A 26,367-nucleotide genomic window follows, 5' to 3' on the forward strand; every position below is an offset into this window, starting at 1 on the left:
GCTACTCAGGTTCGGAAATAAACAGAATATGATTCAACAGCTCTCCATAACCGATATCAGAAACCTCTCCTCTGTTTCGCTTACCCCTTCCCCTTCTGTAAACGTGCTCTACGGGCTCAATGGCAGTGGTAAAACCAGCGTGCTTGAGGCCATACATCTTCTCGGGGTCGCCCGATCATTTCGGACCTCCCGAATTAAACCGGTGATCAATCGTGATGCCGAGGTCTGCACGGTGTTTGGTCGAATCGGTGTGCCATCGGGATCCATACCGATTGGTGTTTCCAGAAACCTTCGGGATGAAACACTGCAGATACGGGTGTCCGGAGAGAACCTGAAGTCCACCTCTGAGCTGGCCAGGTTACTGCCCTTACAGGTGATTAATCCGGACACCTTCCGTTTGCTTGAAGGCTCCCCAAAGCTGAGAAGGAATTTTATCGATTGGGGCGTGTTTCACGTGAAACATCATGACTTTTTCCCGCTATGGAAACGCATGCAGAAGGCGCTGAAACAGCGGAACAGTCTGCTCCGTCATGGTAGAATAAACGGTTCTGAATTGAGTTCGTGGAACATAGAGTTTGCCAAAGCAGCCAATGCCATCGACGTGTTACGCGGCGATTATATCCAGAGACTGACGCCCGTCTTCAATGAGGTGCTTTCGGAATTGGCCGATCTGGATAATCTTTCTATCCAATATTACCGAGGCTGGGATAGGGAGAGAGAGCTGCATGAAGTACTCAGTAGCGGACTGGCACGGGATGTCCAATCGGGCTATACCCATGCCGGGCCGCAACGGGCAGATTTAAGGATTCGGATTGGCAAAGGCAGTGCGGTTGATATCCTCTCACGAGGTCAATTAAAACTGGTGGTCTGTGCACTGAAACTCGCTCAGGGCTTTCTATACAAAGCGCTGCAAGACAAACAGTGCATCTTCCTGGTCGATGACCTGCCATCAGAACTGGATACCCCTAATCGACAAAAGCTTTGTCGATTGTTTCAAAAAATGGACTGCCAGACCTTCATCACCTGTGTTGAGAAGGAGGCACTGGAACATTGCTGGTTGCCTGAAACGGAATTGAAAATGTTTCACGTGAAACATGGGCAGGTTACTGTTACATCACATGAGAACCCTGGTCAGCAAAGTATTCGCCGGGCTGAGTCTTTGGAGATAGAGCATGAGTGAACAAAACTACGACGCATCCAATATTAAGGTCCTCAAGGGCCTGGATGCTGTCCGCAAGCGCCCGGGGATGTACATTGGTGATACCGATGATGGTACCGGTCTGCACCATATGGTGTTTGAGGTGGTTGATAACTCCATCGATGAGGCGCTGGCGGGGCACTGTGACAAGATTTCGGTCATTATCCACCCGGATGAGTCCATCACGGTTAAGGATAATGGCCGTGGTATCCCTGTGGATATTCATGAGGAAGAGGGCGTTTCTGCCGCTGAAGTAATCATGACGGTGCTTCATGCCGGTGGTAAATTTGATGACAACACCTATAAGGTATCCGGCGGTTTGCACGGTGTGGGTGTGTCAGTGGTTAATGCCTTGTCCAGTCAGCTGAAACTGACCATCCGCCGACATGGCAAGGTTCATCAGCAGGTGTACCATCAAGGGGTTCCGGAAGAGCCATTAACGATTATTGGTGAAACGGATGTCACCGGTACGGAACTGCACTTTATTCCTTCCCCGGAGACCTTCTCAAATATTCAGTTCAGTTACGACATTCTGGCCAAGCGCCTGCGTGAACTCTCGTTCCTGAATTCGGGTGTCTATATCCAGCTGACGGATGAGCGCACCGGCAAGGTTGATGACTTCAAATACGATGGTGGTCTGAAGGCCTTTGTTGAGCACCTGAACCAGAATAAAAGCACCATCAATAAAGTCTTCCACTTTGAAATCACCCGGGATGACGGTATTGGTGTAGAAGTGGCCATGCAGTGGAATGACAGCTTCCAGGAAGGGGTATTCTGCTTTACCAACAATATCCCTCAGCGCGATGGTGGAACGCACCTGGCGGGCTTCCGTGCGGCGCTGACCCGAAGCCTGAATGGCTATATCGAACGGGAAGGTTTCCAGAAGACGGCCAAGGTGGCTACGTCTGGTGATGATGCCCGTGAAGGTTTGACGGCAATCATCTCTGTCAAAGTGCCGGACCCTAAATTCTCCTCCCAGACCAAAGACAAGCTGGTGTCCTCCGAGGTAAAAACCGCAGTAGAGCAAGAAATGGGCAAATACCTGGCGGACTACCTGGTAGAAAACCCCCAGGAAGCCAAAGCGGTTGTCGGTAAGATGCTGGACGCTGCCAGGGCCCGTGAAGCCGCCCGTAAGGCCCGTGAAATGACCCGCCGTAAAGGTGCCCTGGACATTGCCGGCTTGCCAGGCAAACTGGCGGACTGCCAGGAGAAAGACCCGGCACTTTCTGAACTCTATATAGTAGAGGGTGACTCGGCGGGCGGATCCGCCAAGCAGGGCCGCAACCGGAAGACTCAGGCGATCCTGCCTCTCAAGGGTAAAATCCTGAACGTTGAGAAAGCCCGCTTTGACAAGATGCTCTCCTCCCAGGAAGTCGGAACCCTGATTACAGCCCTTGGGTGTGGTATTGGTCGTACGGAGTTCAATATTGACAAGCTCCGCTACCATAACATCATTATCATGACCGATGCGGATGTGGATGGATCGCACATCCGTACACTGCTATTGACTTTCTTCTTCCGGCAGATGCCTGAGCTGATTGAAAATGGCTACATCTATATTGCTCAGCCGCCACTTTATAAGGTTAAGCGTGGCAAGCAGGAGCAGTACCTGAAAGATGATGGTGCGCTGGATGGTTACCTGACCCAGTCAGCACTGGAAAATGCCAGCCTGCATGTTAACGAAAATGCTCCCGGGATCAGCGATCAGCCCCTTGAAGAACTGGTGAAAGAGTTCAGAGATGTCCATAAAGTGGCCGATAAGCTGTCCCGTATTTACCCCGTCTCGGTGCTCCGTGAAATGATTTACATGCCCGAAGTGACGGCGGAGAGCCTGGCTGATAAGAGCATAATGGAGTCCTGGGTTGCCCAACTGAGCGAGAGAATTGAGAACCTGAAAGACGCCGGCAGTACCATGACCTTCTCGGTAGAGGAAGATCGGGAGCTCAATGTCTGGTTGCCCAAGGTGACGATTATTGCCCACGGTGTCGATAGCCACTATCGCTGGAATGCGGATTTCTTCTCATCTGCCAACTATGGCAAGATCGTTTCCCTCGGTCATAAATTGCAGGGATTGATCGAGGAGGGTGCCTTTGTCCAGAAAGGGGAGCGAAAGAGGGATGTCGCTTCCTTTGAGGAAGCCCTTGAGTGGCTGATGAGTGAATCCACCAAACGCCATTACATCCAGCGTTATAAGGGACTGGGTGAGATGAACCCGGATCAGCTGTGGGAGACCACCATGGATCCGGATGTCCGCAGAATGCTGAAGGTCACCATTGAAGACGCGATTGCCGCAGACCAGATCTTCAATACGCTGATGGGGGATCATGTCGAACCCCGCAGAGAGTTTATCGAAAGCAATGCATTGAATGTTGCCAATCTCGATATTTAATCCAGTTCAGTCGTGCCGGTTTTAACCGGCACTTTTTTTACTTTTTTGATTCTCAGGTGCTCTGCTAATGTCTCCAGAATGTAAAGCAATGATTCGACAGGAGTTGGAAGAGGCGAGGGTTGTACTGAGCCGATTCCTGGATGATGACGCCAATCTTGAATCCATTGATCTTGCTGCCCGGTTATTGTCTGAGAGCTTTAAAGCTGGTGGCAAGGTACTGTCCTGTGGCAATGGCGGTTCCCACTGTGACGCCATGCACTTTGCTGAGGAGTTGACCGGACGTTTCCGCGATAATCGCCCTGGCTATGCGGCTATTGCCATTTCCGATCCCAGTCATATCTCCTGTGTATCCAACGACTTTGGTTATGAGTATGTCTTCTCACGTTACGTTGAAGCGGTAGGCAGGGAAGGGGACGTACTGCTTGGCATCAGCACCAGTGGTAATTCCGGGAATATTATCAAGGCGGTAGCAGCGGCCAGGGCAAAAGGGATGAAGGTTATTCTGCTGTCAGGCAAAGATGGCGGCCAGATGGCGGGGATGGCGGATGTTGAAATTCGTGTGCCTCACTTTGGTTATGCGGATCGGATTCAGGAGGTCCATATCAAGGCAATCCATATTATGATTCAGCTTGTTGAAAAATATATGGAATAAAAAAATCACTGTCATACCAGTTTTGGGGGGACTGGTAGCTGCGGGAAGGTAGTGGTTTGCCTTGTGGTCAGGCCTGTTTATCGGTTGATCGGTTTTATACCATAGGCGGTAAAAGCACTGGTACCTGCAATGAGCCCCCCTAAAGCTATAATGGCGTTGCGAAGTGTGGTGGGGAACCGGATGCCATTGGTATCGCTATATATGTCACAGGCACAAGCCGATGTTAAAGCTCCGGAAGTCATCCCGACAGCAGTTCCGAAAACTTTAGAAACTCCCCCCGCAGATCCGAAAGAACCAACAGCAGAACCGAGAGCCAGGATAGTGCAGACAGTCACATAAGTAGCCAAAGTATGACCAATGGCATTCGGCAAAGCGTCTAAGAGCTCAGCCTGGCGATCTTTATCAGCAGTGGAAATATAACCTATAAGAAGCCCGGCACAAGCCACACGTGTTGCAGACGTGAGTATATGTAAGCCACGCATAATAGCTTGTGGGCAATGTTGTTTAAAAATGCTAGTGGCTGCGGTCGAAACAGCAACCACACGTTCAGACAACGGAATATAATTTATCCGCTGCAAATCATAATCAGTTAATGGTTGTTCACACAGCAGACAGTGCCTTTGGTCAGAAGTATATAACCATAGTCGCATACATGATCGGCCAAACGTATGCCCGCAGTTCAGTTGGATGATTTCACAGTTTTCTGCGTCATGACATATAGAGCATGAAACACCGTTAGTGACGTTCATAACATCTCTTGTTTTTACTGCTTTGAAAACCTTAGGACATCTTTATTTGGCTCTGGTTCCCTATGGCTGAATTTTTTGGGAACCCAGGTTATTCTCGGACAGTCTTAAGTCCGACAGGAAGCCTTGCTAAAAAAGTACGCTCTATTTTCCTCCAGTCTTCAGTTTTTAGCCGGTCCTGTCGGTAAGGGTGCAGTTTGTTAGCTTCGGTAAAATATTCAGAAACCAGGTTTTTCAATTCATCTTTTGAAAAGAAATACTGTGTTTTCTCAACAGGTAATAATGCTGCGATACGAAGGCAGTGCCCTAACTGACTAAAAGATGATGCATCGAGATACTGACTTTTTTCTATTGCATTACATCCATGCTCAATGGCTTTAGCCAAAAGCCCTGGAATTTCCTTGCTTTGACCAGAATAAATGCACTCTCTGAAGTAACGGATGCTGGTACACAAGTCCACTTCAGGCCCGGCAAAACCATTTTTATCAAGTTGCATTTGGTCAAACTGACGCCAGTTCATTAAATCGACATGAATGTCGCCAAGGGCCAGTTCGATTTCCTTGTCGTTGCAGGGGGTGCCTTCATGCCCCGAGTGGTCGTTGCGCAGCTTGATAAAGATCGCCAGTGCTTCCTGATATCGTCCCATGCTCTGGTATTGCCGACCAAGGGCCAGTTCAATGTCCTTGTCATTGCAGGGAGTGCTTTCATGTCCGGAGAGGTCGGTGCGCAGATTCTTATAGACTGTCAATGCCTCCTGATGACGTTCCATGTACTGGTATTGTCGGCCAAGGGTTAGCTCTATGTCCTTATCGTTGCAGGGAGTACCTTCATGCCCGGAGCGGGTGGTGCGCAGTTGGTTAAAGATCGCCAGCGCCTTCTGATGCAGTTCCATGTGCTGGTATAGACGACCAAGGGCCAGTTCAATTTCCTTGTCATTGCAAGGAGTGTCTTCATGCCCGGCGCAGTTGGTGCGCAACGTGGTAAAGATCGTCAGCGCCTCCTGATACCGTCCCATGTACTCGTATTGTCGGCCAATGCTTAACTCTATGTCCTTGTCGTTACAGGGAGTGCCTTCATGACCAGAGCGGGCGATGCGCAGTTTGATAAAGGTCTTCAGCGCCTTCTGATACTGTCCCATATCGTGGTATAGCCGACCAAGGGCCAGTTCAATGTCCATGTCGTTGCAAGGCGTTCCTTCATGTCCGGAGCGGTCGGTGCGCAGCTTGATAAAGATCGTCAGTGCCTCCTGATACCGTCCCATGTACTGGTATAGCCGACCAAGGGACAGTTCAATGTCCTTGTCATTGCAAGGAGTGTCTTCATGCCCGGAGCGGTCGCTGCGCAACTGGTAAAAGATCGTCAGTGCCTTCTGATACCATCCCATGCAGTCGTATTGCACGGCAAGGGCCAGTTCAACTTCCTTGTCGTTGCAAGGTGTGCCTTCATGCCCGGAACGGTCAGTACGCAGCTTCAAAAACATCATTAGCGCCTCCTGATGCCGTCCCATGTCCTGGTATAGCCGACCAAGGGCCAGAGCAACTTCCTTGTCTTTGCAGGGAGTCCCTGGATGCCCGGCGTGGGCGGAGTACAGCTTCTTAAAGATCGCCAGTGCCTTCTGATGCAGTCCCATGTCCTGGTAAAGCCGACCAAGGGCTAACTCTACGTCCTTGTCGTGGCAGGGGTTGTCTTCATGTCCGGAACGATCGGTGCGAAGCGTCTTAAAGACCGTCAGCGCCTCCTGATACCGTCCCATGAGCTGGAATTGCCGACCAAGGGCCAGTTCAACTTCTTTGTCGTTGCAGGGTGTGTCTTCACTCCCGGAGCGGTCAGTGCGCAGCTTGATAAAGATCGTCAGCGCCTCCTGATATCGTCCCATGTACTGGAATTGCCGACCCAGGGTCAGTTCGATTTTCTTGTCGTTGCAAGGTGTGGCTTCATGCCCGGAGAGGTCGGTACGCAGCTTGATAAAGATCGTCAGCGCTTTCTGCTGTAGTCCCATGCTCTGGTATAGTCGGCCAAGGGCCAGTTCTACTTTTTTGTCGTTGCAGGGAGTGGCTTCATGTCCGGAGAGGTCGGCACGTAGCTTGCAGAAGATTGTCAGCGCCTTCTGATACAGACCCATGTCCTGGTATAGCCAGCCAAGGGCCAGTTCTACTTGCTTGTCGTTGCAGGGAGTGGCTTCATGTCCGGAGAGGTCAGTGCGCAGCTTGATAAAGATTGTCAGTGCTTCCTGATGCTCTCCCATGCGCTGGTAATGTATGCCAAGGGTAAGATAATTATTTCTTTTATCGTTGTCCTTAATTGAGTGATTTTTATAAATGTCCTTAAAAACAAGCAGCGCTTCAAACATGAGTTTTTTGCCTTGCAGTGCTTTGCCTTTTGTCATCAGTAACCATTTGTTAAGGGGAGGTTTTACCTGTTCTATTGATCGCAGGCAATCATTAATCAGCCCTGAATTCAACAGGGCTCTGGCTTTAAGCAGGTTTGCACGCAGATAGTTACGTCGACTCAAGCTGGTATTATTCCTTAATATATCTTCTGCTAATTTGAGGGCATGATCATTATCACCTGCGCTTAAAGAGCTGAACCCTTCATTAATACCGGGAATTTCCCCCTGTCGATGATAGCCTGCACCCGGTTGAGAGTGGGATGGGGGACGATGATGAAAACGTTGAAATTCCTTCCTGTTTTCTGAGGTACCCTTGCTTCTGGGTATATAAGACGTGGCATTGGATGCCCCTTGTGGCTTTTGTATGTATCTTATGGATCTGTTAAAGCCTGGCCTCTCATAGGGGGCTGTCTTATTTCTGTGGTATTTATTAGCCTGATGACGGCGGGCCAAAAAAGGGTTATGAACTTTTAGATGCGCGTTATTATTATCCATGTATTAATTCTTTGAACACTTTTTCCTGCTTTCAGCACATTCAGTGCAACGCAGGATGCGTTAGTATGGGGTGAAGCATTTATCCTCGGTGGTAATAACAGATCGTGAGTCCCATACATTGTTTGCCACCGCGAAAGAAAAACTCAATTCAGGCACATGTATTTTATAATTATTGTCATGGCATCAGACTTGATACCGGCTGAGTATAGCAGGGCAAAACCAGCTTCTTCGGATTTTTCTGAAATCGCAAAATGAACGCACGTATCAAATATTCATACTCATCACGGGAGTTAAAAAGTTCGATTGGTATTACAACCAGGCTCCAAGGTACTGAGTGATAAATAGCAGTCGGTTATTGCATCGTTTGCAGCGCACGTGTAATCCAGTCACGGGTGGTATCATTTACTTCTGCCACCGAAAGGGATTTTGTTTTGATGACGGGCCCGATCTCTACCTGAATCGTTCCGGGGCGTTTTATCCAGGAGCTGTTCGGCCAGAAAACCCCGGCGTTATGGGCTATGGGAAGAATATCCACTGCCGCCGCTTTCGCCAGCCCTGCGCCACCACGGGAAAACTTGCCCGGTTCACCGGGAGATGCGCGTGTTCCTTCCGGAAAAATAAGGACCCAGACGTTATGGGCAAGTGCCGCTTTGCCCTGCTCTCTGACCTGCTGAAGTGCCTGTCGGGCATCCTTACGATTAATGGCGATGGGCCTGATTTTTTGAAAAGCCCAGCCAAAGAAGGGGATTTTCAGTAGCTCCTGTTTGATCACCTGAGTCTGGGGAGTTAATAAGGTTTGCAGGAAAAACGTTTCCCAGGTGCTTTGATGGTTACTGATAATGACACAGGGAGAATCAGGAATATTCTCTGCTCCGGTTACACGCCATCGAATTCCGCAAATTAAACGACAAAGGTATACTGATACAACAGCCCATGTTTTGACAAAAATGCGATGACGGAGATTAAACCTGAAAGGGTAGATAAACAGAATCATCAGCATTGCCCAGAACACGGTCCAGACTGCCAGCGACAAATAAAAGACAGTTGTCCTTAAAACAGAAAAGGTAGTGGCCATTGACCGGGTCACTGCCCGGGTAGTTGCAGAACCGACAGCTGATGACATTAAAATCCCTCTGAAAGTAGTTCTTCTACAAAGCTGTTCAGATTGTTATAAACAGCTACATCCCTGCTACCAGATAGGCTACCAGAAATCGCTTCCGGGTGTTCGATGAGTTTAGTGTGGGTTTTAACGCCTTTACCCGTCAGTACCAGGGCAACTTTACAGCCACTGCTGACCCCTGCCTGAAGATCACGCAGTGAATCGCCCACCACCCAGGTTTCTGCCGGGCTGGCATCGTAGTCGGTAAAAATCTGGTCAATAAGCCCTGTTGCCGGCTTTCTGCATTGACAGTGGTCATCCGGGCCGTGTGGGCAGTAATAGATGCCATCAATATGACCTCCCTGCTCTTTGACTAGCCTGATTAGCTTGTCGTGCATGGCATTGAGCGCTTTGCCAGTGAAGTAGCCACGGGCTAACCCGGACTGGTTGGTCGCTACGACGACGCGATAGCCCGCAGATGACAAACGGGCAATGGCTTCAATACTTCCCGGAATAGGAAGCCATTCATGTTCAGACCGTATGTACTGGTCTGAATCTTCATTGATAACGCCATCCCGATCCAGAATAACAAGCCTGGTCATAGTGCTCCTGAAACACATAAAAAAAGTGCGGCTAGTACATCATTTCGATGAGTTTGATGTGTACAATCTCCGCTCACCCTGAGCGTCCTTCGGCTCCGCTCAGGAGGCACGGACGATGGGTGATTGGCACAGTATTCAGGGTATGGAGTTTGCGCCTTTCGACTCCGCTCAAGACGAGCGGAGTTTGGAGGTCAATAAAGGCACCCATCACTCACATTGAAACCATGTACTAGTGCCGCACTTTATCAGGTTGTGCTTAGCTTTTCTGTAACAAAGAGATATCCGCTACCTGCAGGAACAGGCTGCGCAATTGCTTCAGCAGGGCATAGCGGTTCAGGCGGATAGCTTCATCTTCAGCATTGACCAGCACCTGGTCAAAGAACAGGTCAACCGGTTGCTTCAGTGCCGCCAGACTCTCCATGGCCAGCGCGTAACGACCTTCTGCCAGAGCGGGGGCGATTTCCTCTTTCTTGGCAAACACAATGTTGGCAAGCTCACGTTCAGAAACTTCGCTGAGCAGTGTCTCATCCAGTGCGTCAGGAATAATGATATCCCCGGCTTTCGCCAGAATATTGGATACCCGCTTGTTGGCAGAAGCCAGGGCATCCGCTTCATCCATGGCATTGAAGCGGGTAATGGCTTTTATACGACGATCAAAGTCCAGTGGCCGGGTAGGGCGCAATGCCTTGACGGAGTTAATGACCTCAACCGCAATGCCTTCTTCCTGGTAAGCGGCATCAAAACGCTCCAGCATGTAATTGACGACTGTCGTATTAAGGTTACCCAGTGCGGGCAGAGAAACACCTTGCTCCTGATAGCCGAGAATTGCCTGATCGATCAATGCTTCCAGATCAAGATTGAGTTTCTTCTCAACAATGATTCGCAGCACACCGATGCTGGCACGACGCAGTGCGAAAGGGTCTTTACTGCCGGTTGGCAGCTGATTGATACCGAAAATACCGGTAATGGTGTCAACCTTATCGGCAATGGCAACGGCACAGCCAATCAGTGTTGAAGGTAGCTGGTCACCGGCAAAGCGGGGCATGTACTGTTCATACAGCGTTTTGCTGACTTCGGGATTTTCACCGTCGTTGTCGGCATAGTACTGACCCATGATGCCCTGCAGCTCGGGAAACTCCAGCACCATTTCAGACACCAGGTCAGACTTGCACAGTTGACCGGCACGTTCAGCCAGCCAGGCATCACCACCTTCCGTTTGCGCAATGTAAGACGCAAGTCGTGCGATACGTTCTGTTTTGGCAAACACTGAACCCAGTTGTGCCTGGAAGACAATGGGTTTCAGTTTTTCACGACGATCGTCTTGTGTGTGTTTACGGTCAGTGTCGTAGAAGAACTTGGCATCGGCAAGACGCGGACGAATGACTTTCTCATTACCTGCCACAACAAGGTGAGGTTCGGCACTGTCAATATTGGCCACGGTAATAAAGTGCGGCAGGAGTTTCCCTGCACTGTTTTCCACATGGAAATATTTCTGATGGCCTTTCATGGAAGAGATCAGTGCTTCCGATGGAACGGCCAGGAAGTCATCATCAAAACGGCCACAGAGAGCGACTGGCCATTCATTGAGCGCGGTGACTTCATCCAGAAGGTCCGGATCAATCACCGAATGACCATGAATCGTGGCAGCCATCTGTTCAACCTGCTCACGGATAATGTCGCGACGGGTTGCAAAGTTGGCAATCACTTTGCCCTGCTCATGGAGAACCTGTGCATAGTCAGCCGGGTTGTTGATGGTGATTTCCCGGTTCCCGTGGAAGCGGTGACCACGGGTTGTGTTACCGGCTTTCAGGCCGAGAATTTCACCGTCAATAATCTGATCGCCCAGCAGCATCAGCAGCCAGTGAACGGGACGGACAAACTCGGTACGACTGGCACCCCAGCGCATACGTTTGGGAATGGGCAGGTTATTCAGAGACTGGGTAATAATTTCCGGCAGCAAATCTTTGCTGGCCTGACCCGGTTTGATCGAACGGTAGACCAGCCATGCACCTTTCGGTGTTTCTTCCTGTTCCAGGTCTTCAAAATTAACACCGTTAGAACGGGCAAAACCAAGGGCTGCCTTGCTTGGGTTGCCTTCGGCATCATAGGCGGCTTTGACTGCAGGCCCCTTGCGCTCAAGCTGTTGATCAGGCTGTGCGGTATCCAGACCTTTGATCAGCAGAGCCAGACGACGGGGGGCGGCAAACGACTCATAATCGGTAAATGTGATCTGGGCCTGCTCAAGACCGGAAAGGATGCCCCGGGTAAACGCGTCAGACAGGCTTTTTAATGCCTTTGGTGGCAGCTCTTCCGTGCCCAGCTCAATCAGGAAGTCTTCTTTATGTGCTTTATTCAGGGAAGTGCTCATTATTTTTCCTCCTGCGCGGTTTCTTTGGCAAGAGATGCCAGAACTTCATCACGAATGCTGTCATTCGCAAGGGGGAAACCAAGCTCACGACGCTTATCGAAGTATGCTTTGGCGACCGCCCTGGCCAGCGTTCTGACGCGCAGGATAAAACGCTGGCGTTCCGTCACCGAAATCGCGTGGCGGGCATCCAGCAGGTTAAAGGTGTGTGAAGCTTTCAGAACGTACTCATAAGCTGGCAGAGGCAGGCCGGTATCAACCAGCTTCCGGGATTCGCGTTCAAAGAAATCGAACTGTTTGAACAGCTCTTCCGTGTCAGCGTGCTCAAAGTTGAAGGTGGACATTTCAACTTCCTGCTGATGGAACACATCGCCATAAGTGACCGGACCCTGTGGACCCACCGTCCAGACCAGGTCATACACGTTATCGACATTCTGGATATACATGGCCAGGCGCTCAAGACCGTAGGTGATCTCGCCGGTAACCGGGTAACACTCAATACCGCCAACCTGCTGGAAATAGGTGAACTGGGTGACTTCCATACCGTTCATCCAGACTTCCCAGCCAAGACCCCAGGCACCCAGTGTGGGCGACTCCCAGTTATCTTCGACAAAACGAATGTCATGAACCAGTGGATCAATGCCCAGTTGCCGGAGAGATTCCAGGTACAGCTCCTGAATATTATCGGGGGATGGCTTCATCACCACCTGGAACTGGTAATAATGTTGCAGGCGGTTGGGGTTTTCACCATAACGGCCATCGGTTGGGCGACGGCTGGGCTGAACATAAGCCGAGTTCCAGTTTTCCGGGCCGATGGCTCGCAGAAAAGTGGCTGGATGGAAAGTACCCGCACCCACTTCCATATCCAGTGGTTGCATGATAACGCAGCCCTGTTGGGCCCAGAATTGTTGCAGGGCGAGGATCAGCCCCTGGAATGTATAGATATCTGGTGTGCTCTGGGAAGTCACTTTTCTACCTCTTGGAGGCTCAAATGTAAACGGGTCGTTTTTTGAACATTGAGCGTTGTGTTGCGAGCAATTATCGATGACCGGTTTATTCACCTGGCGCAGGTTTCCCTATGAGTGATCACTCGCAGGATTCGACTGTAAAAATAGAGAGGGAGTATACCGGTTTGTGCGATTAAGTTTAAGCTGTGGATAAGTTGTGAACAATGTGGGTAAACATTAAGGGTGTCTATTGGGAACTTAATAGCTCAAAAAGTTGTCCAAGCCGATTTTAAAGAAAGAGGTTTTTTAACAGTGCATGTAACGAATTCTGGTCCAGTTGGTGCGCCGTTTTCTTATCCTGCGAGGGAGCCTGAAACTAATAATAGAAAAAAGGTGGAAATAACTGCCTCTGTAAAATCAAAGCACAATCACGTACCCAGGCCCAGGAATGCATTTTTTATTTTTCGCAGCATGAGGGCAAAGGAAGTAAAGCCATTATGCCATCAAAGTGAATTCTCCAAACTGGTGGCCGAAGATTGGAAAAAAATGTCAGAGAAGGAGAAGGAGCGTTTTGTTAAGGAAGCCACATTAGAAAAGGATGAACACAAAAAAAAGTATCCTGATTACAAGTATCACCCCAGAAAGCGCAAAAAATCCAATGCTGAAAGCGAGTTAAAAGGCAAAACTGTAACAAGTCGGAAAGTAGCCCATCCCAAAAGGCAGCGTTCTGGTAATAATCCTGTTTCTGACGTACGGCAATCGGACAAGAAATCCGTGATCGCGCAAAAGGCGTCAAGCGTTGCTCATACCCGTGTTAAGCCAAACCAGGTAACGCATAAAGTATTGAGCCCTTCGGGCTTAACAGATCATAGTACCCAGACACCTGACAACAATAATGTCGCTCCCTTGCGTCAGGATTTGGTCTTCAGGGATGTTTCCTGTCAAACAGATATCAGTCTTATTTATTCAAATAAGGGAGACGATAATAAGCTCAAATCAGGCGTGGTAAGGTTTAACGAGTCTGAGATTGCTGATTTTTTGAATCCATTGGATGAATCTCAATGGCTCAGGGTTCTGGGGGGTGAGAGCCTGATGGAAGGACTATAATCCTCTGCATTCCAACCGGAAACTCTTCTTCATGGTTCTTATTGATGCTGCCTTCGGTTAGGAATTGCCCCAGAATAATTTGCACATTTCTGAGTTCAAAACTCCGTTCGTCCTGAGCCTGTCGAAGGGCGTGAACTCCGGCCTCATGTATTGTGCCTATCACCCTTCGATACTTCGACAAGCTCAGCACTCAGGATGAACGGAGATCGAGCTCAAAATGTCGAAATTATTTCGGGACAACTCCTTAACCGCTGCTTTATTTAGAATATGTTACCTTTGTTCCGGCCGCTGTAATGGCATTAATAACGCCAGAAGGTTGGAGTAAACAACACCAGAAGTGTAAAAATTTCCAGGCGTCCCAGTAGCATGGCAAACGCAAGAATCCACTTTGCGGCATCGGGCAGGCCCTGGTAACTGAACGCTGCTTCGCCGAGCGCGGGTCCGAGATTATTCAGGCAGGAAGCAATGGTTGAAAATGCCGTAGTAAAGTCTAAACCCGCTGCCAGTAAAGCCAGAAAGAGAAGAACAAACATCAAAATATAAGTGGCAAAGAACCCCCATACCGCTTCACCCACCCTTGGGCTCACGGGTTTGCCACCAATCTTGATGGTTAAGACCGCATTAGGGTGAACTAAACGACGAAGTTCTCTCATTCCCTGTTTGGCAATCAGAACAACCCTGATGACTTTCATTCCACCTGCGGTAGAGCCTGCACACCCCCCCATAAAACTGGTAAAAAACAACAGCAGGGGCAGAAACGTTGGCCAGGCAGAAAAGCTGGAGGATGAGGTGTAGCCAGTGGTTGTGGCTACGGATACCACTTCAAACAGACCATAGCGGAAGGACTTGGCAAGGGGATAAGTATCAGAAAGATAGAGCGTGGTAACGGTGATTGCGCCAACAACACCCAAAATGGCCAGAAACCACTTAACTTCCGGATCCTGAATATAGTGGGTCAATAACTTATTGCGCCAGGCGGTAAAATGCAGGGCGAAATTGATCCCGGCAATCAGCATGAAAAAGATGGCCACAGAGATAATCATGGGGGAGTTGAAGTGGCCCATGCTGGCGTCGTAAGTAGAAAAACCGCCGATGGCGATGGTGGTGAAACTGTGGCAGATCGCGTCAAACAGGTTCATCCCCGCTAACCAGTACGCCAGGGCACAGGCGGCCGTTAGAAAAAGGTAAAGAAACCAGAGTGCTTTGGCGGTCTCGGTAATTCTGGGCGTTAGTTTTGAATCTTTAACCGGTCCGGGAGTCTCTGTTCGATACAGCTGCATACCGCCGATCCCCAGCATCGGCAGAATGGCCACTGCCAGCACAATAATCCCCATGCCACCAAGCCATTGCAGCTGCTGGCGGTAAAACAGAATAGAGCGGGGCAGATGCTCAATGCCGGTCAGAATAGTGGCTCCCGTGGTTGTTAAGCCGGACATGGACTCAAACAGTGCGTCAGTGATACTGAGTGCCGGGCTTTCCATCAATAGAAATGGCAGTGAGCCCACTGCACCCAGAACAATCCAGAGCAGCGCCGTGACCAGAAACCCTTCACGAGTGCGCAACTCATCCTTGATATGCCGGAAAGGGAACCAGAGGAGAACGCCCAGCATTAGTGTCAATAGGAAGGTATAGATGAAAATGGACATTTCCTGCTCTTGATAAAGCAGTGCCACGACAATCGGAGGAAGGCTGGACGTACTGAACAAAATTAACAAAATGCCCAAAATGGGAAGAATAACCTGAAACTGCATGGTGCTCCTGCTTCATCCAGTGCAAGCACCCGGCGATATGGAAGTAAGGAATTGCCGGGCGCTCAAACAACCTGCCATGTTGTGTTCTTATAATGGCTATAAGAAATTCTAATTTTATGCTGTAGCAGGTTACTCCCAATCCATGGGAAAAATAAAGCCTGAACGACTTTTGTCAGATAAAAAAGGGGACTAAAGGATATTACACCTGGGGGGTAAATCAATCACCGACGTTACCAACAAGTCAGACCGTTCGGTATCATTGATGGCAGCCGGGTTGCTCATCAGCGGTTCTCCACCGCTTGCTGAGGGGGCTGAGCTTCCATTATAACCTGTTGCCCGTTGTTCACTCATCCGGAGTGCCGTTAGCACCCAACGGTAGGCCGTTTCGTGGTCGATGGTGACATCTAGTGCTGTTGTGGTTCCGGTCATTGCATGAACGGGTGTATCTGCTTTGACAGAAACGAGTGGGCGCACTATTGCTACAGGTCGGCCAGCAGTGGACCATCTTTTAATGAGGTCGGTGCTTTGCTGGTCAGTTCCGATACTGGCAGGATCAGGCGGCGTGGCCGTTCTGCTGGCGGTCAGTCTTGTGTCCAAGGTTGTTTCCTATCGATGCTATCGTATTTAGCTCCCTTGGACATCAGTTGTCAGAAATAGTTTCCTGTGATGGATAACCACAAAGCAATGGTTTAAAAGAACCCAAGACCCGCTATTCTCGGTCAGCCTCCTAGAGGATATTACACCTGGGTAGTAAATCAGTGATAGATTGCAAATATCCTCTTCCAGTGATAAAGCGCAAATATTCTCTTTGATAGTCTGAAAGTGAGCTATCGTCTCTCATTCGACGAGCAAAATCCTGTACTGCCTGATGGTCCTCACAATATGTTTTGAGAGACCATTCTGCAGCCCCTTTCGTTGCCTTGATTACGTTTTTTGTCTGGCTTGTTGTTGGTCCAATAACCTTTAGTATTTTCTCAAGATATTTCTCTTCTCCGGTTGCAAAGAAACCTGACCACCAAAAATCAAGCTTTTCGGGGCACACTCTGTTACTGTTAATCCATTTGGCCAGTTCAGAACTCCCTTCGATAATCTCAGAGGCCAGCGCACCACATTTAGCTGATTGAATTGGCCAGTTGTTTTTTTCAGATATCAGGGCAATTACAAAAGGAAGCTTATGCTTCAGGCATCCTTCACCCGTGTCGAGATGATCAAAATGGAGGTCTGTAAGCTTTTCAAACTGGCGAAATTTAGCTTCTGAAGGATCACGATAGAAATTTACCGACAAGTCATACAATTCACGCCTGGCCTTTTCAGTTTCATTGATGGCAGCCATATTGCTCATCAACGTTTCCAGCAAGTCAGACAGTTCAAGCTCGGGCTGTTCAGTATCATTGGTGGAAGCAGGGTTGCTCATCAGCGGTTCTCCACCGTTTGCTGAGGGGGCTGAGCTGCCATTATGACCTGTTTCCTGTTGTTGATACCTCCGGTGTGCCACTAGCACGTAACAGTAGGCCGTTTCTTGGTCGATGATGTCATCTTGTGCTGGCCGGTGAAGTAAGGCCCGGTCTGGGTTGATGGCGTGAGTGACATCTTGTGCTGTTGTGGTTACGGTAATTTCCTGAACAGGTGTATCTGCTTTGACGGAAGCTTGTGGGCTTACTGTTTCTACAGGCCGACCAGCGGCGGAGCCTCTGTTATTGAGGCCAGTGCTTTGCTGGTCAGTTCCGATACTGGCAGGATCAGGCGGCGTGGCCGTTCTGCTGGCGGTCAGTTGATTGCTTGTGTCCAAGGTTGTTACCTATCGATGCTATGGTATCTAGCTCCTCAGACATCAGTTGTCAGGAATAGTTTCCTGTGATGGATCGCCACAAAGCAATGGTTTAAAAGAACCCAAGACCAACCTGGAAGAGTTGCTCAACTTCACGGATTTTGCGCTTATTGGTCAGGAAGAGAATCACATGATCGCCGGACTCAATTCGGGTGGTATCGTGAGCAATCAGCACCTGATCATTACGAACAATCGCACCAATGGTCGCGCCCTGGGGTAACTCCACTTCCTGAATGGTTTTACCCACCACTTTGGAACTGTGTTCATCGCCATGGGCTATTGCCTCGATCGCTTCAGCAGCGCCTCTGCGCAGTGAGTGAACGTTTACTATATCGCCGCGTCTGACGTGCTTGAGCAGGCTGCCAATCGTGGCCAGTTGTGGAGAAATCGCAATATCAATTTCACCGCCCTGTACCAGGTCCACATAGGCGGGGTTATTGATCAGTGCCATGACCTTACGGGCCCCCAGGCGTTTCGCCAGCATGGAGGACATGACATTGGCTTCATCGTCATTGGTCAGCGCACAGAAGATATCGGTATCTTCGATATTTTCACTGATCAGCAGCTCTTTATCGGAGGCGTTGCCGCAGAAAACCATGGCTTTGGTGAGCGTTTCAGACAGGAACTGGCAACGTTCCATATTGTGCTCAATGATCTTGACCTTGTATTGGTCTTCCACGGCCTGGGCCAGGCGCAGGCCGATATTGCCACCACCGGCAATAATGATGCGCTTGTAGTCATCATCCAGCCGCTGCAGCTCGCCCATCACGGCCCGGATATCTTCACGGGCAGCAATAAAGAAGACTTCATCATCCACCTCGATCACGGTGTTCCCCTTGGGCATGATGGCATTGCCACGGCGGAAAATGGCGGCAACCCGGGTATCCACATTGGGCATGTGTTCACGGATATAACGAAGCTCGTGACCCACCAGCGGGCCGCCATAATAAGCCTTCATGGCCACCAGCTGGACACGACCCTCGGCAAAATCGAGAACCTGAAGGGCTCCGGGACGCTCCAGCAGTCGGTTGATGTAGTTAGTAACCACTTGCTCCGGGCTGATAAGTACATCAATCGGCAGTGCGGCATTGGCAAACAGGCTCTCATTTTTCAGGTAAGCGGCCTGACGGATACGGGCAATTTTGGACGGCGTGTGGAACAGTGTGTAGGCAATCTGGCAGGCCACCATATTCACTTCATCACTGTTGGTGACCGCCACCAGCATATCGGCTTCATCGGCCCCGGCCTGTTTCAGCACCCCGGGAAACGATGCCTTGCCCTGGATGGTTCGTATATCGATTTTATCCTGCAGCTCACGAAGTCGCGTGGTATCGGTATCGACCACGGTAATGTCATTTTCCTCACTGGCCAGGTTTTCTGCCAGTGTGCCACCCACCTGACCGGCACCGAGAATGATAATTTTCATTTAGGAATCCATCTTTACCATCAGGCTGTAAAAAAATCCGTCGCCGCTGTTCACAGAGCTGCCAGAGCCGGGAAAAAGCTGCTTGCCAAACCCGGTATCGTGACCCCATGGACCGTCAATGGACTGCAATCTGGCATCCGGAGTTTCTGACAGGAACTGCTCAATCTGCAGATGGTTTTCCTGAGGCATGATGGAACAGGTGGCGTAGACTAACGTGCCGCCGGGTTTCAACAGGGGCCAGATAGCCTTGAGGATTTTCTGTTGCAGCTGAGCCAGTGCATCAATATCTTCTGCCTTTCTCAGCAGTTTGATATCCGGGTGGCGACGAATAACGCCGGTTGCTGAGCAAGGGGCATCCAGAAGAATGTGGTCGTATGCCTTGCCCGGGAACCAGCTGTCGGGATCCGTCGCGTCACCGCACAGAACATTCGCCGTCAAACCCAGTCTTTGCAGATTTTCAGCCACTCTTTCCAGGCGGACGCTGTCGGCATCCAGTGCATCCACCGTAATATCCGGGTTCAGTTCCAGCAAGTGACAGGTCTTGCCCCCCGGCGCACAGCAGGCATCGAGAATATGATCACCGGGTTTCGCCGATATCAAGGTCGCTGCCAGCTGGGCTGATTCGTCCTGAACACTGGCAGCCCCCTCATGGAACAGTGGCAGTTTATCAACGGCACTGGGCCTGCCCAGGGTGATGGCCTGCGGGGCAATTTTGGACTGTTTCGCCGCGATACAGTCATCCAGCAGCTTTTTCAGGTATCTGGCGGGCTTGATCTTCTGTTCATTAACCCGGAGGGTCATGGGAGGAGGCTGATTGTTACCCGTAAGAATGGCTTGATAATCCTCTGGCCAGGCCCGTTTAATGGTATTGATCAGCCATTTCGGGTGTGACCAGCCGCACACCGGGCTGCGCTCTTCCAGGTCATGCAACTCTTCAACCCGGCGCTGGGCATTTCTGAGAATGCCATTGACCAGGCCCCTGGCCCAGGCCTTACCCATGGTCCGGGTTGCCTGTACCGTCTCACCAATGGCGGCATGGGGAGGAATGCGGGTAAAGAACAGTTGATACAGACCAACCAGAATCAGGTTATGAATGTCCTGCTCTTTTTCTTTCAGGGGTTTCTCGGTGAGAAACTTAAGCCAGGCATCCAGCCGGTGGTAGTAACGGAGTGTGCCATAGGAAAGCTCAGCCAATAATGGCTGGTCTTTTTTCGACAGTTTTTCCTGCAACTGCGGCAATACACTGCTCAGTGATTCGCCCAGAGTTACCCGGGTGATCGCCCGTGCTGCCAGCTGTCGAACAGAAGATTGTTTAGCCATATCAGGTAAAAAAGCGCCTAACTGAATTGTTTTCCGGTGCTGAACATCGCTTTTTTGCTGTTCAGCAGCTCCTGCACCGTCATTGCACGGCTTCCAGCCAACTGCAGCCGTTTAATGCGCAGGGTGCCTTCATGGCAGGCAATATCCAGACCATCTTTATCAGCCTTGATCAGGGTTCCCGGCGCTTCGGTTGTACCTTCTTCCAGGGCTATTGCTTCCCAGACACGGATGTTCGTGTCATCCAACGCGGTGATCGCCACAGGCCAGGGATTGAATGCCCGAATCTGCCGGTCCAGGGCCTGTGCGGATGTTTGCCAGTCCAGCCGTGCTTCTTCTTTACTCATCTTATGGGCGTAGTTTGCCAGGTTGTCATCCTGTTTTTCCGGATGAATATGGCCAGCGGCAATGTCATCAAGCGACTGAACAAGAGCAGGCTGACCCACTTCAATCAGACGGTCATGAAGGTCCGATGCGGTATCGGTTGGGTGGATGGGGCAAAAAGCTTTCAGCAACATGTCGCCGGTATCCAGTCCGGCGTCCATCTGCATAATGGTGACACCGGACTCAGTGTCACCGGCTTCAATAGCCCGCTGAATCGGCGCTGCTCCGCGCCATCTTGGCAAAATGGAGCCATGCACATTAATACAGCCCAGCTTTGGAGTGTCGAGCACCGCCTGTGGCAGAATCAACCCATAGGCAACCACCACCATCAGATCAGCATCTAGAGCGGCAAGTTCCTGCTGAGCGTCTGCATTTCTCAGGGACTTTGGCTGAAAAACGGGAATATTGTGGGCAACAGCCAGGGATTTGACCGGTGAGGGCATGAGTTTCTGACCACGCCCTGCAGGTCTGTCCGGCTGGCTATAGACGGCGATCACCTGGTGTTGGCTATCCAGAATGGCCTGAAGGTGTGCGCTGGCAAACTCAGGGGTTCCGGCAAAGATAATTCGAAGGCTTTTCATCAGTGTTTTCTTTTGCCAAGCTTTTTCCTGATACGATCCTGTTTCAGGCGGGACAGCGTGTCGATAAACAGTTTTCCTTCCAGGTGATCCAGCTCGTGCTGGACACAGACCGCCGCCAGTCCGTCATAATCCCGTGTGTACTCATTGCCATCGCGATCTAAAGCGGTGAGTCTCACTTGAGCGTAGCGGTCCAGCAGTTCATAAAATCCGGGGACTGACAGACAGCCTTCCTGAAAGTCGGACTTTTCATCGCCGATGGGCTCATAGCCGGGGTTGATAAGCACCTGGGGCTCGTTACCTTCTTCAGAAAGATCCATAACCACGATGCGCTGATGAATATCCACCTGGGTTGCCGCCAGACCCACGCCCTTGGCGTCGTACATGGTCTCCAGCATGTCATCAACGATACGTCGAATGTCGTCATTGACCTCCGCTACAGGTTTGGCAACCGTACGAAGTCTTTGGTCAGGGTATTCAAGTATTTCCAGTAGAGCCATCAGTGATCTCAGGTGAGGCAGTCGATAATGAAGTTTGTTGACCTTTCAGTATATCTGCAAATTCAGTCTGTACCTAGCCGGACTTATTCCGCCTGCCACCAGGTATTGATGATCATGGGGTAATCCGTGGTTACTGCCGGTCGCTTGATATTGCTCTGGAGAGCAAGTCTGACTTTGCCAAAATACCAGAGCGGAATACCGTAGTGATTCCAGAGCAGCACCCGGTCAAGGCTGTGAATAATGGTTTCCAGCTCTTTCTGGCTCTCGGCTCCTGGTATTTTCTCCAGCAGCGCATCAATCACCGGGTTTTTGATACCGGCCAGATTCTGGGTATCGGGTATATCCGCATTACTGGAGTGAAAGTACCTGAATAGCTCACTGCCCAGCGAGAGTCCCAGGGAATAGGCATTACCCATGGTATCAAAATCCAGCTTTCTCAATCGCTGTAAATAGTTGCTGATGTCGAGGACCCGGTATTTCAGCTCAATACCGATGCTGGCCAGGTTCTTTTTAAATGGCAAAACAAGCCTGTCCGCCAGATGACTGGAAGTGATCAGCTCAAACGTCAGCGGTTCTTGCTGTTGGTTGACCAGTTTGCCCCCCTTGAACTGCCACCCAGCTTCATTCAGTAGAGCCAGTGCCTGTTGCTGTTGGGCTCTGATCGAACCATCGCCCCGGGTTTTTGGGGATAAAAATGGCTGATGGAACAGGGCATCGGGCAGTTGCGTGCGAAATGGGGCTAACAGCGCCTGTTCATGGGCAGAGGGCAGACCTGAAGCGGCGTATATGGAGTTTGGAAAGTAACTGTTGGCCCGGACATAGGCATTTTCAAACAGTGTCCGGTTGCTCCACTCGAAATCCAGCAGATAGCCAAGCGCTTTTCTTACCCGAATATCATTAAAGGGAGCCCGGCGGGTGTTGAACACAACCATTGGGCTGCCAATAATCATTTTGGTTGGAATTTCAGCCTTTATCACTTTGCCAGAGATGATATCGGGAAAGTTGTAGGCCCTGGTCCAGTTTTTGGCCATAGGTTCAAAATAGAGACTAAGCGCCCCGGATTTAAAAGCTTCAAAGGCGGTGGTCAGATCCCGATAGAAATAGAGCGTGATCTGATCGAAGTTGTATTTGCCCCGGTTTACCGGCAGATCCTTCCCCCAGTAATCCTTAACCCGGGTAAAGGTAACCGATGACCCTCCTTCCACATGGGTGATTTTGTAGGGGCCGCTGCCCAGTGGCGGCGTCAGTCTGGATTTTCCGTTAAGCCCGTCTTGCCAGTAGTGCGCAGGCAGAACCGGCAGCTCGGCAGCACAGAACAGTTGATCCCGGTTGCCAGACCTCTTGAAGTGAAAGCGAACCCGGTGTTGATCAAGAACCTCAACACGCGCAATAGGCTTAAGCTGAATCTGATATTTGACCGGGCCTTTGGCGCGCAGGTACTCAAAAGAGAACGCAACGTCCTCTGCCGTAATCGAATGGCCATCATGAAAGCGGGCGTTGGGGTGGAGGTTAAAGGTTATCCATTGGCTGTTGTCAGGGTACTCCACTGATTGGGCAATCAGGCCATAAGCAGAGCGGGCTTCATCGCCGGTCGGGCTGTAAGCGCCCGTACCCACCATCAGGGGTTCGTTCAACCCCAGAAAGCCCAAGGTAAAAAATCGCAGCGGTGAGATTTGGGAGATGTGGGTTCCGGTTTGGGAATATGGATTTAACGTATCAAAGACACCAATGGCGGCAATATTCAGTTTGCCTTTTTTCGGGGCGTGAGGATTGACGTAATCGAAGTGCCTGAAGCCTTCCGGGTATTTAAGATCGTCAAATCGTGAGAGTCCGTGTGACTTATGCAGGATGGGCGTTTCTGCTATCACCAGCAAACTGACAACAGAGGCTAACGCTGCCAGAAGCATCAGGCTTTTCTGTTTCAAAGTCGCTCCTTTATCCAAGCCACACCGGGATACTGGCTCAGGAAACTACAACAACAATTAATAGTAGCCTTATTCTTTCTGATCCAGCGCTGAGAATGCAGGGCTATTTATGTGACCTGATCTTGAGAATCAGGTACTAAAGCCGAGAACTAACAGAGAGCCGATTGCCCACAGGCTGAAGCGGTTGATACACTGATTAAACGAAGAAATCTGGTGTGGCAACATACACTCAACAGGCCCTAACTTAAACTAAAAACTATTCAAGGGATCGGGACGACAATGAGACGCTTTGCTCTGGCAGGAATCCTGCTTTGCATGTCTTCACTGGGACTGGCATTCGATAGCCCGGTAAAGGCAGACTCCCCCAGCAGGTACACCGTTGAGAAAGGCGATACCCTCTGGGATATATCCACTACGTTTCTGGACAGCCCCTGGTTATGGCCGGAAATCTGGCACGCTAACCCCCAGATAGCGAATCCCCACCTGATTTACCCTGGCGATGTGGTCAGTCTGGTTTATATCAATGGCCAGCCCAGGCTGATGATTTCCAGTCGCGGGAAGCCAGGTCGAACGATTAAATTAACACCAAAAATCCGGGTGAAGCCCGGAGAGTCAGCAATCCCGGCGATTCCTTTGAGTGCTGTGCAAAGTTATTTAAAGGGCGGTCATGTTTTTTCCAGCGAGGAGCAGCTGAACAACGCACCTTATGTATTTGCTGCGAAAGATGGCAAATTGGCTTCAGGGGCCGGGGATAAAATATACGCACGGGGGGATTTTGCCGGGCACAACCTGCGATTTGATGTCGTCCGCCGTGGTCAGCAGATTGTTGACCCGGAAACCGATGAATTGCTGGGGCTTATTGGTATTGATGTGGGAACCATCAACTTGAGTCGTGTCAGGGAAGGGGTTGCCTCCATGGTCGTGCAGGACAGCAGAATGGAGATGAAACCCGGTGACCGGGTGGTCAGCCAGGATGCCAGCGGACTGGTCACGACGTTTTTTCCAAGAGCGCCGGCTGCGCCTTTAGAAGGCATTGTCACCGCCAGCCTGAACAACACCAAAAAGGTTTCCAAGTTTGATACGGTGGTCATCAACAAAGGAGAACGGGAACGTCTCAGGCAGGGGGATGTCCTGGCCGTCTATCGAAAGACACAGGAAGCCCTGGACCCATTTACCAATGAACAGGTTACTCTGCCATCCGAGAGAATCGGTTTGGTGATGGTTTATCGACCTTTTGAAAAAATGAGCTATGGTATTGTGCTATCAGCTAAAGAGGATATTGAAGTTGGCTATATCCTCCGGAGCCCACAACCATAAGTAACCATTTATTCAAACAACAGCCCGAATGTTTACCGGGTGCTTCATTGGATGTGTGGCTTATTCGGACAGAGCTGTTAATAACCAGAATAAGCCACACAACTCCCGGAAAGAGAATTCAATGATATACACTGATACCGACCAGAAGGACTGGTTACAGCTGCTCCCTTGGCTAACCCTTTCCCTGATTCCGGGGCTGGGACCCATCAAATCCAGCCAGCTTATCGACAAATTTCAACATCCCAGCCAGCTTTTTTCCGCATCATTTAACCAACTGAAGGGTATTATTCCGGAGAAACTGGCCAGTTTGCTGGTCAATGCCCACAGAGACCCATCTATTCAGAAACAGTTGCACCTGACACAGACATGGCTGGAAGCCAGTCAGGCCCATGCCATTGTGACACCGGATTCCCATCTCTATCCCCAAGCGCTGAAAGAGCTGCCTGATGCACCGGTTGTGCTCTACGTCATTGGTAACAGTCAGCTAATCAGTGAGCCACAGCTGGGCGTTGTCGGTAGCCGGAGGCCGACACCCAATGGTCGCCGGGTGGCCCGGGAATTTTGTGAACACTTATCAAGAAGTGGCCTGGTGATTACCAGTGGTATGGCACTGGGTATCGATGCAGCTGCCCACCAGGGCGCACTGGGTTGTTATGGTGCGACAGTTGCCGTGTTGGGTACCGGTGTGGATCAGGTTTATCCGGCAAGGCATGAGGACCTTTATCAGTTGATTGCCAGTCAGGGGGCCATCGTCAGTGAATATCCACTGGGAACGAAACCCTTTGCCGGTAACTTTCCCCGTCGCAATCGTATTCTGTCCGGTTTATCCCTGGGAGTTCTGGTGGTTGAAGCCGCACTGGAAAGCGGCTCGTTAATCTCGGCAAGGTTGGCTGCGGAGCAGGGGCGTGAGGTTTTTGCCATACCGGGGTCGGTGCTGAACCCGTTAAGTCGAGGGTGTCATAAGCTGATCCGAGAAGGTGCGGTGCTGGTAGAAAGTCCTGATGACGTGTTAATTGAACTCGCACCACAGCTCCATGGTGTTATGAATGAATTCTCTCCATCCACTCCCAGTCGCAAAGAGACAGACCCACTGCGGCTTAAAGTTATTGAGGTGATGGGGTTTGACGTTGTCAGTGCAGATCAAATCAGCACACTGTCCGGGATTCCTTTTGCGGAGCTTTCTGTAGTGCTGACCGAAATGGAGCTTGATGGCGTAATAGAGTCCACATCCGGTGGTTTTATTCGTCTTGGCTGATTTGTGAATCAGCGGAAAGGATCGTGCTTTACATTTCCGGGTGTTGCTTCTGAACTTCTCTTGCTAGACTAGCGAACCTTACTGGTGATGCTTCGGA

At 50.4% G+C, this 26,367-nt stretch carries 20 protein-coding genes; 6 read left to right on the forward strand and 14 right to left on the reverse strand.

Going from position 1 to position 26,367, the window contains the following annotated elements:
- The first annotated feature begins 28 nt into the window (after window positions 1-28).
- From recF to lpcA, 3 genes are all read left to right on the forward strand, one after another.
- Window positions 29-1,180 (forward strand): DNA replication/repair protein RecF, encoded by a 1,152-nt coding sequence (recF, locus tag ACO6UY_RS01995; RefSeq protein WP_422444740.1) that lies wholly within the window; start codon window positions 29-31, stop codon window positions 1,178-1,180.
- The gene (gyrB, locus tag ACO6UY_RS02000; RefSeq protein WP_422444478.1) at window positions 1,173-3,587 is read left to right on the forward strand and encodes a DNA topoisomerase (ATP-hydrolyzing) subunit B; all 2,415 of its coding nucleotides are present in this window, start codon (window positions 1,173-1,175) and stop codon (window positions 3,585-3,587) included. The genes recF and gyrB overlap by 8 nt, the downstream gene beginning before the upstream one ends.
- 67 nt (window positions 3,588-3,654) lie before the next feature.
- Entirely contained in the window at window positions 3,655-4,239 is a 585-nt protein-coding gene (gene lpcA / locus ACO6UY_RS02005) for a D-sedoheptulose 7-phosphate isomerase (RefSeq protein WP_422444480.1), read from the forward strand.
- Between the two features lie 77 nt (window positions 4,240-4,316).
- On the opposite strand, the gene ACO6UY_RS02010 is transcribed toward lpcA, so the two are convergent.
- The 6 genes from ACO6UY_RS02010 to glyQ form a co-directional block, all read right to left on the reverse strand.
- Window positions 4,317-4,988 (reverse strand): hypothetical protein, encoded by a 672-nt coding sequence (locus tag ACO6UY_RS02010; protein WP_422444482.1) that lies wholly within the window; start codon window positions 4,986-4,988, stop codon window positions 4,317-4,319.
- Window positions 4,989-5,076: 88 nt separating this feature from the next.
- Window positions 5,077-7,869, reverse strand: a complete 2,793-nt coding sequence (locus tag ACO6UY_RS02015; protein ID WP_422488903.1) for a tetratricopeptide repeat protein — start codon at window positions 7,867-7,869, stop codon at window positions 5,077-5,079.
- A 352-nt stretch (window positions 7,870-8,221) separates the two neighbouring features.
- Window positions 8,222-8,992 (reverse strand): lysophospholipid acyltransferase family protein, encoded by a 771-nt coding sequence (locus ACO6UY_RS02020; protein WP_422444490.1) that lies wholly within the window; start codon window positions 8,990-8,992, stop codon window positions 8,222-8,224.
- Complete coding sequence (gene gmhB / locus ACO6UY_RS02025) at window positions 8,992-9,570, reverse strand: D-glycero-beta-D-manno-heptose 1,7-bisphosphate 7-phosphatase (protein WP_269672172.1); 579 nt, start codon at window positions 9,568-9,570, stop codon at window positions 8,992-8,994. Before gmhB ends, ACO6UY_RS02020 begins: the two co-directional genes overlap by 1 nt.
- 256 nt (window positions 9,571-9,826) lie before the next feature.
- Complete coding sequence (gene glyS / locus ACO6UY_RS02030) at window positions 9,827-11,938, reverse strand: glycine--tRNA ligase subunit beta (protein ID WP_422444492.1); 2,112 nt, start codon at window positions 11,936-11,938, stop codon at window positions 9,827-9,829.
- On the reverse strand, window positions 11,938-12,903 hold the full coding sequence (glyQ, locus tag ACO6UY_RS02035) for a glycine--tRNA ligase subunit alpha (protein WP_422444494.1): 966 nt from the start codon (window positions 12,901-12,903) through the stop codon (window positions 11,938-11,940). Before glyQ ends, glyS begins: the two co-directional genes overlap by 1 nt.
- Window positions 12,904-13,125: 222 nt before the next feature.
- Here glyQ and ACO6UY_RS02040 point away from each other — a divergent pair, with 222 nt between their 5' ends.
- The gene (locus ACO6UY_RS02040; protein ID WP_422444496.1) at window positions 13,126-13,989 is read left to right on the forward strand and encodes an HMG-box domain-containing protein; all 864 of its coding nucleotides are present in this window, start codon (window positions 13,126-13,128) and stop codon (window positions 13,987-13,989) included.
- 299 nt (window positions 13,990-14,288) lie between these two features.
- Here the strand turns inward: ACO6UY_RS02040 and ACO6UY_RS02045 are convergent, their stop codons facing one another.
- From ACO6UY_RS02045 to ACO6UY_RS02080, 8 genes are all read right to left on the reverse strand, one after another.
- The gene (locus ACO6UY_RS02045) at window positions 14,289-15,740 is read right to left on the reverse strand and encodes a TrkH family potassium uptake protein (protein WP_422444498.1); all 1,452 of its coding nucleotides are present in this window, start codon (window positions 15,738-15,740) and stop codon (window positions 14,289-14,291) included.
- Window positions 15,741-15,929: 189 nt separating this feature from the next.
- Window positions 15,930-16,337, reverse strand: a complete 408-nt coding sequence (locus tag ACO6UY_RS02050) for a hypothetical protein (protein ID WP_422444500.1) — start codon at window positions 16,335-16,337, stop codon at window positions 15,930-15,932.
- Window positions 16,338-16,467: 130 nt separating this feature from the next.
- The gene (locus ACO6UY_RS02055; protein WP_422444502.1) at window positions 16,468-17,529 is read right to left on the reverse strand and encodes a hypothetical protein; all 1,062 of its coding nucleotides are present in this window, start codon (window positions 17,527-17,529) and stop codon (window positions 16,468-16,470) included.
- Between the two features lie 91 nt (window positions 17,530-17,620).
- Window positions 17,621-18,994 carry a Trk system potassium transporter TrkA gene (gene trkA / locus ACO6UY_RS02060; RefSeq protein ID WP_422444504.1) on the reverse strand — a complete coding sequence of 458 codons (1,374 nt, stop codon included), beginning with the start codon at window positions 18,992-18,994 and terminating at the stop codon, window positions 17,621-17,623.
- Window positions 18,995-20,314 (reverse strand): 16S rRNA (cytosine(967)-C(5))-methyltransferase RsmB, encoded by a 1,320-nt coding sequence (gene rsmB / locus ACO6UY_RS02065; RefSeq protein WP_422444506.1) that lies wholly within the window; start codon window positions 20,312-20,314, stop codon window positions 18,995-18,997.
- Between the two features lie 17 nt (window positions 20,315-20,331).
- Window positions 20,332-21,276: a methionyl-tRNA formyltransferase gene (fmt, locus tag ACO6UY_RS02070; RefSeq protein WP_422488904.1), complete on the reverse strand. Its 945-nt coding sequence runs from the start codon at window positions 21,274-21,276 to the stop codon at window positions 20,332-20,334.
- Window positions 21,276-21,773, reverse strand: a complete 498-nt coding sequence (gene def, locus ACO6UY_RS02075) for a peptide deformylase (protein ID WP_101746989.1) — start codon at window positions 21,771-21,773, stop codon at window positions 21,276-21,278. The genes fmt and def overlap by 1 nt, the downstream gene beginning before the upstream one ends.
- 83 nt (window positions 21,774-21,856) lie before the next feature.
- Window positions 21,857-23,698 carry an extracellular solute-binding protein gene (locus ACO6UY_RS02080; RefSeq protein WP_422488906.1) on the reverse strand — a complete coding sequence of 614 codons (1,842 nt, stop codon included), beginning with the start codon at window positions 23,696-23,698 and terminating at the stop codon, window positions 21,857-21,859.
- 315 nt (window positions 23,699-24,013) lie between these two features.
- Between ACO6UY_RS02080 and ACO6UY_RS02085 the strand changes: the two genes are divergently transcribed.
- Together ACO6UY_RS02085 and dprA are read left to right on the forward strand one after the other, a co-directional pair.
- Entirely contained in the window at window positions 24,014-25,015 is a 1,002-nt protein-coding gene (locus ACO6UY_RS02085) for a LysM peptidoglycan-binding domain-containing protein (RefSeq protein ID WP_422466954.1), read from the forward strand.
- 121 nt (window positions 25,016-25,136) lie between these two features.
- Entirely contained in the window at window positions 25,137-26,270 is a 1,134-nt protein-coding gene (dprA, locus tag ACO6UY_RS02090) for a DNA-processing protein DprA (RefSeq protein ID WP_422488908.1), read from the forward strand.
- Window positions 26,271-26,367 lie beyond the last annotated feature (97 nt).

It is taken from the genome of Endozoicomonas sp. ALE010 (assembly GCF_049310165.1).
GTDB lineage: Bacteria > Pseudomonadota > Gammaproteobacteria > Pseudomonadales > Endozoicomonadaceae > Endozoicomonas.